The sequence below is a fragment of the Jutongia sp. genome (genome assembly GCF_057878315.1).
Genome location: NZ_DBLXSO010000068.1, coordinates 1 through 8,822 on the forward strand (window position 1 = coordinate 1; position 8,822 = coordinate 8,822).

Below are 8,822 nucleotides of genomic sequence, written 5' to 3' on the forward strand. Positions count from 1 at the left end.
AATATGGAAGACATGCTCGACAAAGTCGCAGCATATTATGATGAAGAGGTGGAGTCGGCGACCGAGGCACTGCTTGCCGCAATGGAACCGCTCATCATCATTGTGATGGCAGTTATTGTGGTGCCGATCGTCCTTGCGATCATGATGCCGATGTACAGTCTGTACGACAGCATCGGAGCCTGACCGCAGGCAGAAGAAGGGTTGTTACATGTCTGCCATGAGACATGTGATGATAGATACATAAAAAACATATTTAGTAAAAGGAGAACAAAGGGTATGAAGAAAATTATGGAAATGCTTCAGAACATGAAAGCAAAGAATGAAAAGAAGGATAACAAAGGTTTCTCTCTCGTAGAGTTGATTATCGTTATCGCAATTATGGCAATTTTAGTAGGTATCGTTGGAACACAGGTTATTCCATACATTGACAAATCAAGACATGCAAAAGATATCCAGGTACTTAGTGGATTATGCACAGATGCAACAACAGCATATTCTTCAAATGCAGCCTCATTAGATCCAGCTGCAGAATATGAAATTAAGATTACAAAAGGAGCATCAGGAGCAGTTACAGTTACTGGAGGAACTGCAGATGAGCAAAAAATATTAAAAGATGCATTTGCTGAATTAAATGGCATAAAGAATGTTGAGAGTTTGAAATTAGAGTCAAAGGCTGGAAAAGCTGTAGATGATATTACAATTACATGCCAGTCTGCTGATTCTACAAAAGCAATGGTTACAGTTAAGGTAACAACTACAAAAGGAAGTTTTGAAGATATTACATCAAAGTAATTAATTTAAACAAATAGGAGTATACATATGCTAACCCAACTTACGATTTTTCTTTACATCGTTGCATTTTTATACGGAATCGTGATCGGAAGTTTTTTAAACGTCCTCATTTTCCGTATTCCGAAAAAAGAGAATATTGTGCAGTCTTCGCACTGCATGAGCTGCGGACATAAGCTGGGCTGGCGGGACATGGTTCCTGTATTTTCCTACCTGTTTCTTCGGGGCAGATGCCGGCAATGTGGTGCTAGGATTTCCATACAGTACCCATTAATCGAGGCTTTAAATGGTGTGCTGTATGTGGTCGTTTTCATGGCGGGCGGTTTCACGTTCAGCAGTGTGCTGTATTGTCTCATGACATCTGCCCTGATTGTCATTGCGGTCATCGATGAGAGAACCTATCAGATACCGGTTTCCCAGAACCTGTTTCTGGGACTGCTCGGTATCATCATGACCGTGTATGATTTCCGGCATATCTTGTCCCATATCATCGGGGCAGTCATTGTCAGCCTGTTTTTGTATGGCCTGTATTATTTCTCCTCCGGCAAAGCAATCGGTGGGGGAGATATCAAACTCATGGCATATGCAGGCCTGCTTTTAGGCGCAAAAAACATTATTTTTGCATTTATTCTTGCATGCATTCTTGGCTCCGTCATCCATACCATCCGTATGAAAGTAAGCAAGCGAAACAACCTGCTTGCACTCGGTCCGTACCTTTCGGCAGGCATATTCATCGCCGCACTCTGGGGCAGCCGTTTCTGGACCTGGTACCTTGGCATGATGGGCATTTATTAAAACATGGCATGAACTGCTACGTATGGCATAATTAAAAAAGTAAAGTTTTTCTTATTCCTGTGGCGAATTTTAAACATCTGTCATTTTCACCGCACAATTTTTTATGCCACAACGTTACGATGGAAAATGTAGAAAAATAATTAGGATTTGTGATTTTTCAGAGAACATGAACAAAGCATAATTATTTTTGTACATTTTCCAATGAAAACCTTTCGGAAAATATATTAAGGAGAAAATGAAAATGGTCAAAAGAGTAGTAAGTATTGAGGCCGGTGTATGGTGGACAAAAGTCGCACTGGCCGATTACCGCAAGAAAAATCCGCCGGTACATAAAGCGTTTGCGTTCCGCACCCCGGAACATGCGGTGGAAGATGGCTATATCCGCGACAAGGAAGCTTTTGCGTCTGCACTGAAAGTCGAACTCAGCAAGCGCGATATCCATGAGAAAGAAGTCGTATTTACCCTTTCTTCCTCAAAAGTCGTGACCCGTGAAGTCATGATCCCATTTGTCAAAGACAATAAGATCATGGGAATCATTGAATCCCAGATCCGTGATTATTTCCCGATGGATGTGAGCAATTACACCATCAGCTACAGCAAGATGGATGTGGAGGAAGAAGATGGGAAGAAAATGCTCAAGCTGCTTTTAGTGGCAATTCCCGATAATCTTCTGAATAACTATGTGACGTTCTCAGAACTGGCAGGACTGAAGGTAGAAACGTTTGATTATATCGGAAACGGAACGGTACAGCTTCTGTGTGACAGTTTTCTGGAAAATGCTGTGGTTGTGCAGCTGGAAGAGCAGGCAACGGTGATCAGTATTCTGGAAAATAAAAAACTGGTCTTTCAGCGTGTGACACCGTACGGCTATGGCGCTACGATTACAGCGGTGATTGACCATCCGGTGCTTGGGATTGATGATGAGGAGAAAGCACTTGATTTTCTTTTAGACCACAATGTCATATACAATCGCCCGACCGTTCCGGAGATGGGAAATCAGGAGGAGATGAAGCGTCAGCAGGAGCTGGCAAATGAGGCATATGAAGATCTGGCGGAATCGCTGCGGTATCATCTGCGAATTGCCAATACGGCGGTTGAATATTACCAGAATCAGATCAAACAGGAATTCGTGGGAAATGTCTACCTGGTAGGGGACGGTTCCCGGTTTGCGGGTATGCATAAACTATTTGCCCAGGAGCTTCCACTTCCATTGCAGGAAATTGATTTCACTAAGGTGATTGATTTAAAGAGTGAAAAAAATAAAGCGGTTGAAGAAGAGGGGATAACGACAGCGTCCTCCGGACGCAGACCGAAGGCTGCAACGGCTGTTGGCTTTTTGTCCGTCATCGGTGCGGCGGTGCATCCGATTGATGCCAAACCGAAGGACATGCTTGTGGCAGATTCCAAAAAGAATGACCTTCACACGGCTTATGTCATTTTTGTGGGAGCGGTATTAGTCAGTGTATTGTTGATTCTTGGATCGAGTGTGCGTCAGCTGGTGGCATATACGCAGCATCGCAATTTGACGAAACGGATCAATGATCTTTCGTATGTGCAGGAAACCTATGATGATTATGCGCGGGTACAGGCAGAGGAACAGGTATATGAGAAGCTGGATCTTGCCACCGTTACGAAAAATGAGCAGTTGTATCCGCTGATTGAGCAGCTGGAAAATGCGCTGCCAAACGATGTCAAGGTAGAGAGTATTCAGACAGATGCAGACCTAGTCAGTATCAATCTGAAAACAGATAAAGAAATTGCCGTTGGACAGATGCTTTTGAATTTTGCGGATGTGACCCTGCTTCAGGATCTTTCCATTCCATCCATGTCGGAGGAAAAAGACGACGAAAGCGGTGTGAGCACATGGACATACACGTTAAATGGCTATTACACCCAGGCAGATATCGGTGAGGACGGACATCTGATCGAGGAGGCGGTTCCGACATCGGAGGACACAGACACGGATATCGGCACAGATACGGACACGGATACCAATAACGCAGAGGGAGAGGAGCAGACAAATGAATAAATTAAAAATTTCAGATTCAGATAAGCGGCTGTTGCTCATTTTCTTTGCAATTGTGATTGTAGCATGTTCCTATTTCTTTATTTTTAATAAGGGAATGAGCAAGGCGGCGAAGATCGAAGAGCAGAATACGACCGACCGGGCGAAAGTGCAGCAGATGGAACAGATGGAGGCCGGACTTCCAAAAGTAAAAGAAAATATCCAGACGATGCAGAAAAAGCAAAAGGATATTATTGCGGCTTATCCGGCAGATATGAAAACCGAAAAAGTAATTGAAACTTTGCAGGAGTTCGAGGATAAGAGCAGCAATTTTCATATTACAGATGTGACATTTGCCATGAATATGCCGATTGGGGCAGATAACAGTACAGCCGCTGCAGACGGAAGTGCTGCTGCATCTACGGATACTACGGAAGATACAACGACAACACAGGAAACACAGACCACGGAGTCTGCGGATACACAGAGCACAGAGAGTACTGAAAGCACACCGGAAAACACGACAGGTCCGACCGGAAATGTGGAAGGGTATTATGCATCGATTGGCATCCGCTATGAGGCAAGTTATGAAGGATTAAAGGATATGATTGCCTATGTCAACAAGTTTAAGGATCGTACAACGATTGCCCAGTTTTCCGCCAGCTTCGACAATTCTACGGGAAAATTAACGGGCGATATGACACTCAATATGTATTATCTTGAAAACACCGGAAAAGATTATGTTCCTCCGGTATTTGAGAATATGCCAAAAGGGGTAAACAATATTTTTGGCGGTTCTTCTTCTGGAACCGCAGAGCAATAGAAAAAGCTGACATGGGGAAGGAGGCTTCCGGATGAAAAAACAACAGAATAATGGAGGATTTTCTTTGCTGGAAGTGATTCTTGCCATGGCGATTCTGGCGATTCTTTCCATTCCGCTGTTGTCGTATTTTACGCAGTCGATGAAATACAATGCAATGATGGCAGATAAACAGCATGCGACCAATCTGGCGCAGGAAGTGATGGAGGACTTAAAAAAACAGCCGCAACTGGTGGAGCCTGTGTCAGCTGGGGGATTTACCGTGCCGTATCTGACCGGTTATGTGCAGACGGGATATACCCCTGCAGCTGCGGGAGGAAGTACGACCGCCGGAGAAGTATCTTATTACGGTGCGGCAGATGCGATTGGTCAAAAATATGATGTTGAAGTAAAAGTCAGCACGGATGTGCCGGAAAATACAGCGCTGATGCCTCAAATGGATGGAATTGATGACACAAAAGATGTTGTGGCGGCAGAAGGTGGACAGTTACAGGAAGCACTTACTTATTTTTCCGCAGAAAATGCACAGTATGCAGGTGCAAACAATGTCCCGGCACAGAGTGAAAGTGAAATAGAAAAAAATTTAAAGCGGACGATTTCCATTACGGTGGAACCTACGCATGTGCTTGTCGCATGCAGTTACGCCTGTGAAAATATCGATGGAGTGGACCCGGCAGAAGTCTATACCTGTAATGATTTTGCAGAGGAGGACATGCAGAATATCGAACACATTTATCTGATGTACAATGTCAAGCAGGACAGGGATGCACTTGAAATCCGTTGTGCGGCTGGAGTGGCGGTTCCGAAACTGATCGTTGTCTGTCAGAATATCAGTGAGGTCAACGCAAAGCATCTCTCTTATCAGCTGGTGGTGTCACCGAAAGACGGCTGTAAGATGCCTGCGGTTGCGTCCAATCTTGGCAACAAATCGTACCCGGATGACCCGGCGGCAACAACCAATGCGGGAAACATCTATCAGGATAGCTATTTGCTGAGTGTCGCACCTTTGGTGGAGAGCAAAGAAGGTGTCCGGAAGGTGAATCTGCAGGTTAGTGTATACAAAAAGGGAAAAGGCAACAGCTCCGATAAGGAAACGTATCGGTATATTACGGTGAATTCGGCGAAAGGAGAGTAGCGATGAAAAAGATTTCTTTGAAACGGGATAATCGCGGAGCCTCTCTGCTTGCCGTTTTGATTCTGATGGTGGTTGTGAGTGCGATCGCGGTTGTGATTACAAAAATCACGATTGTCAATATCCAGATGAAAGAAGTGGAGCGCGGTACGAAGAAAAATTTCTACAGTGCAGATGCAGTTATGGATGATCTGCGTACCGGTGCAAGAGAACTTGCAGAAAAATCGCTCGAGAAAGCATATACGGATGTCCTTGAAAATTATCTGACGTATACCGCATCGGGAGCAAATGCACAGGATGTTTTTTCCCGAAAATATATGGAAGATCTGGAGGGACAGTTTGCAAAGGCATCTGCGGGAAAGACAAATACGACAGATGCATCCGGCAATGTCGTGTATACGGTTTCGGATTATAACACCGATACAGTCAAAGGATGTATCAAAGAAACTGCCGAACAGGGATGTTATGTTGTTGCAGCGGATCCGAAGTATGAACTGGATTACGGTGCGGGTACCTTTACATTAAAAGGGGTGCAGGTGAAATATAAGGATGCGCAGGATTATGAGACAAAGATCACAACGGATCTTATTTTTTCTACTCCGCAGATGAATTTTTCCGGGCAGGGACAGATCCAGGCGTTTATGAAATATGCTCTGATTGCGGACCGGCAGATTCATGTAAATGCATCGAATGTGCAGGTGGATGGAAGTGTGTACGCCGGAGCGGATGGTATTTTGGCCGACAGCAGCGGAAGCGGAACTTTAAAGGGAAAGTCGATTCTCACACGCGGCGATATCGTGACGGACAGTGGCTCTACGCTTACGGTCGGAAACGGAAATTCTTCGATCTGGGCGGAAAATATAAAGACCTCGGGAAGCGGATCTTCCACGATGGAGATCAACGGAAATACGTATGTGGCAGATGATCTTGAGTTACGTGGAGTTGGAAGTAAGGTGACTTTGAAAGGAAATTATTATGGTTATAATTTCCAGAAAAATTACGGAACTTCCGATACGGTATCTTCGGATGCGGATTTCAGCAGTGCTATGATGGTAAACGGCAGAACGTGTAATTTGAATCTCAAAGATTTAAATTATCTGATGCTGGCGGGACGTACATTTATTTCCCGCAAGACAGATGCTGCAAAAAATCAGGATGTTCTGATGGGAGAATCCATCTCTGCGAGAACCAATCAGCTGGCTTATTATGTGCCGGCAGAGTATGTCAAAAATGGAACGTTTGACAGAAGTGGGTATGCTGCGCATATTGGTATTTCTGACGATACGTTACAAGGGTATCTAAACAGCAGTCAGCCGCTTGTGGCATACTATTTCCCGGAGGGAATGTATTATTACCTGAATTTTAAGACGGAACAGGATGCAAATGATTTCTTTGCAAATTATTACAATAACAATCAGGGAAAGGTAGCACAGTATGCCAATCTCTATCTGGATGAAAATGCTTTGATTATTGACAAGAAAACCATTATGACGTTGAAGGGAGATATTCTTTCGCGTGCTTCTGCTTCGGATGCCCTGAATGTCAAGAAGGTGACGATTCAGCCGGATAACTGGAAAGACGCTAACGGTCTGTTTTGGGATTATTGTTCTAAGTTGGCGGTCCGCTATAAGTCTTTAGAACTGGGACTTACCGATTCCGGGCAGGGTGTGACGCCGGATCAGGTGCGTCTGACAAGTACAGATGCCAGTGGTCATGAAGTGATTGATAAAACGGTCAATCCGCTGTTTGACAAACTGATTGACCGGAAAGCATTCGAACAGGAACTGGAAAAACATAAAACATCGACTACCGAAAGTGTGACCGTTTATTCACCAACCACAGATGTGTATCTGGTGAAAAATACCGGGACCTATGCGCTTCCAAATACGGTTACGCGGGGACTTGTGGTTGCAACCGGGGATGTCAAAGTGTCCGGTGATTTTGAGGGACTGATTATTTCTGGCGGGGTGATTTCGTTTGATTCGAATGCAGGCGCTGCGGGAACCGGTCATATAAAGGAAAATAAACTTCTGGTATCGCAATTGTTCGCGGAAGACCAGAAACGGGATACGCCTTTGTTTTTGCAGTTTTTCCGTGACTGTTCTTCAACGGCGGTATCGAATATTTCCGGAAATCTGGATCTGGATTCGTATCTGAATTACGATAACTGGAAAAAGAATTAAGAGGTGTGCCAATGAAAAAACGAAAACATCTGGGACAAAACGGAATTACATTGGTAGAAATCATTATTGTCATTGCAATTATGGGAATTCTGGCGAGTACATCGGTGATGATGATCGGGCATCTGCATTATGCCAACACGCAGAAGGTGGTAAAGACCCTTGATTCTTCGCTCAGTGCGCTTCAGGTGAAAACGATGAGCAAAACCGGTGATTACTATATGTATGTTTATAAACTGGACAATGGCTATTATATGCGGATTCTTCCGGATAATTTAAGCAGTTTTGATGATACGAAGCTGACGGATGACGGTACGCGGTTGTGTAACAATACCATCAAAATCCGGATGGACAGCAGCACGGGCAATGAGGTGACGGAAAAAGGTGCCGGTGGAAATTATATCAAGATTGCCTACACGAAAACGGCGTGCTTTGATACGGCAAATACGAATGTAAGTGCCATCTATATTGATGGAGTACCGGCATATACGGTAAAGCTGGTAAGTGATACCGGAAAACATTTTATTGAGAAATAACTTTGGAAAGGAGTGGCAGTGTGCGAAAAGATCATAGTGGAATTACGCTTGTGGAACTGATTATCGCGATTGCAATTTCAACGGTTATTTTAGGCGCTGCAACGCTTTTCCTTGGAATGGCGCACAAAAATTATAACCACGCGTCTGCGCAGATTGATCTGCAGTCGGAGTCACAGATTCTGATGGAGCAGATCGGCATGTGGGTGATGGAAGGAAACCGGGTGGAGGAACTTGACCCATCCGTGTCCGGTGTCCGTGGGATCGCCATTTATACGATTCCGAACACCCCGTCGGTAACCAATCCGGCAGGTGCCGCAGCCCCGGAGGCTGCAAGCAAGCGGGTGATCTGGATTTCTGCAGGTGGAAAGAAATTATATACAAAGAAAATGGCTGTGGCAGATCCAAAAACCGATACAACGGTGATTTCCGCAGCTACGGATGAGGTGCAGGAACATCTGATCGGCGAATATGTTACGGCATTTGCCGGCACGGTAAATGCTTCCGCGGAAAAGGCATCCGTTGCGGTTTCTTTTGATATGCAATATCTGGAACAGAAGTATACGAT

Annotated in this window: 9 protein-coding genes; all 9 read left to right on the plus strand. The window is 44.6% G+C overall.

From position 1 onward, the window contains the following. The coding region (locus ACZLMD_RS12125; protein WP_489495814.1) for a type II secretion system F family protein at positions 1 to 183 on the plus strand (183 nt) is incomplete at its 5' end. A 93-nt stretch (positions 184 to 276) separates the two neighbouring features. Then, positions 277 to 792: a type II secretion system protein gene (locus ACZLMD_RS12130; protein WP_489495815.1), complete on the plus strand. Its 516-nt coding sequence runs from the start codon at positions 277 to 279 to the stop codon at positions 790 to 792. Positions 793 to 819: 27 nt separating this feature from the next. Continuing rightward, entirely contained in the window at positions 820 to 1,584 is a 765-nt protein-coding gene (locus ACZLMD_RS12135; RefSeq protein WP_489495816.1) for a prepilin peptidase, read from the plus strand. A gap of 241 nt (positions 1,585 to 1,825) precedes the next feature. Further along, positions 1,826 to 3,613 (plus strand): pilus assembly protein PilM, encoded by a 1,788-nt coding sequence (gene pilM / locus ACZLMD_RS12140; RefSeq protein WP_173021915.1) that lies wholly within the window; start codon positions 1,826 to 1,828, stop codon positions 3,611 to 3,613. Next, positions 3,606 to 4,412, plus strand: a complete 807-nt coding sequence (locus ACZLMD_RS12145) for a hypothetical protein (RefSeq protein WP_055067747.1) — start codon at positions 3,606 to 3,608, stop codon at positions 4,410 to 4,412. Before pilM ends, ACZLMD_RS12145 begins: the two co-directional genes overlap by 8 nt. A 31-nt stretch (positions 4,413 to 4,443) precedes the next feature. Continuing rightward, positions 4,444 to 5,544 (plus strand): type II secretion system protein, encoded by a 1,101-nt coding sequence (locus ACZLMD_RS12150; protein WP_055067748.1) that lies wholly within the window; start codon positions 4,444 to 4,446, stop codon positions 5,542 to 5,544. A gap of 2 nt (positions 5,545 to 5,546) precedes the next feature. Next, positions 5,547 to 7,724 carry a hypothetical protein gene (locus tag ACZLMD_RS12155; RefSeq protein WP_489495819.1) on the plus strand — a complete coding sequence of 726 codons (2,178 nt, stop codon included), beginning with the start codon at positions 5,547 to 5,549 and terminating at the stop codon, positions 7,722 to 7,724. Between the two features lie 11 nt (positions 7,725 to 7,735). Next, complete coding sequence (locus ACZLMD_RS12160; RefSeq protein ID WP_055067750.1) at positions 7,736 to 8,257, plus strand: prepilin-type N-terminal cleavage/methylation domain-containing protein; 522 nt, start codon at positions 7,736 to 7,738, stop codon at positions 8,255 to 8,257. A gap of 20 nt (positions 8,258 to 8,277) precedes the next feature. Next, positions 8,278 to 8,822, plus strand: a 545-nt coding sequence (locus ACZLMD_RS12165) for a PulJ/GspJ family protein (protein ID WP_489495821.1), incomplete at its 3' end; no start/stop codon positions are given.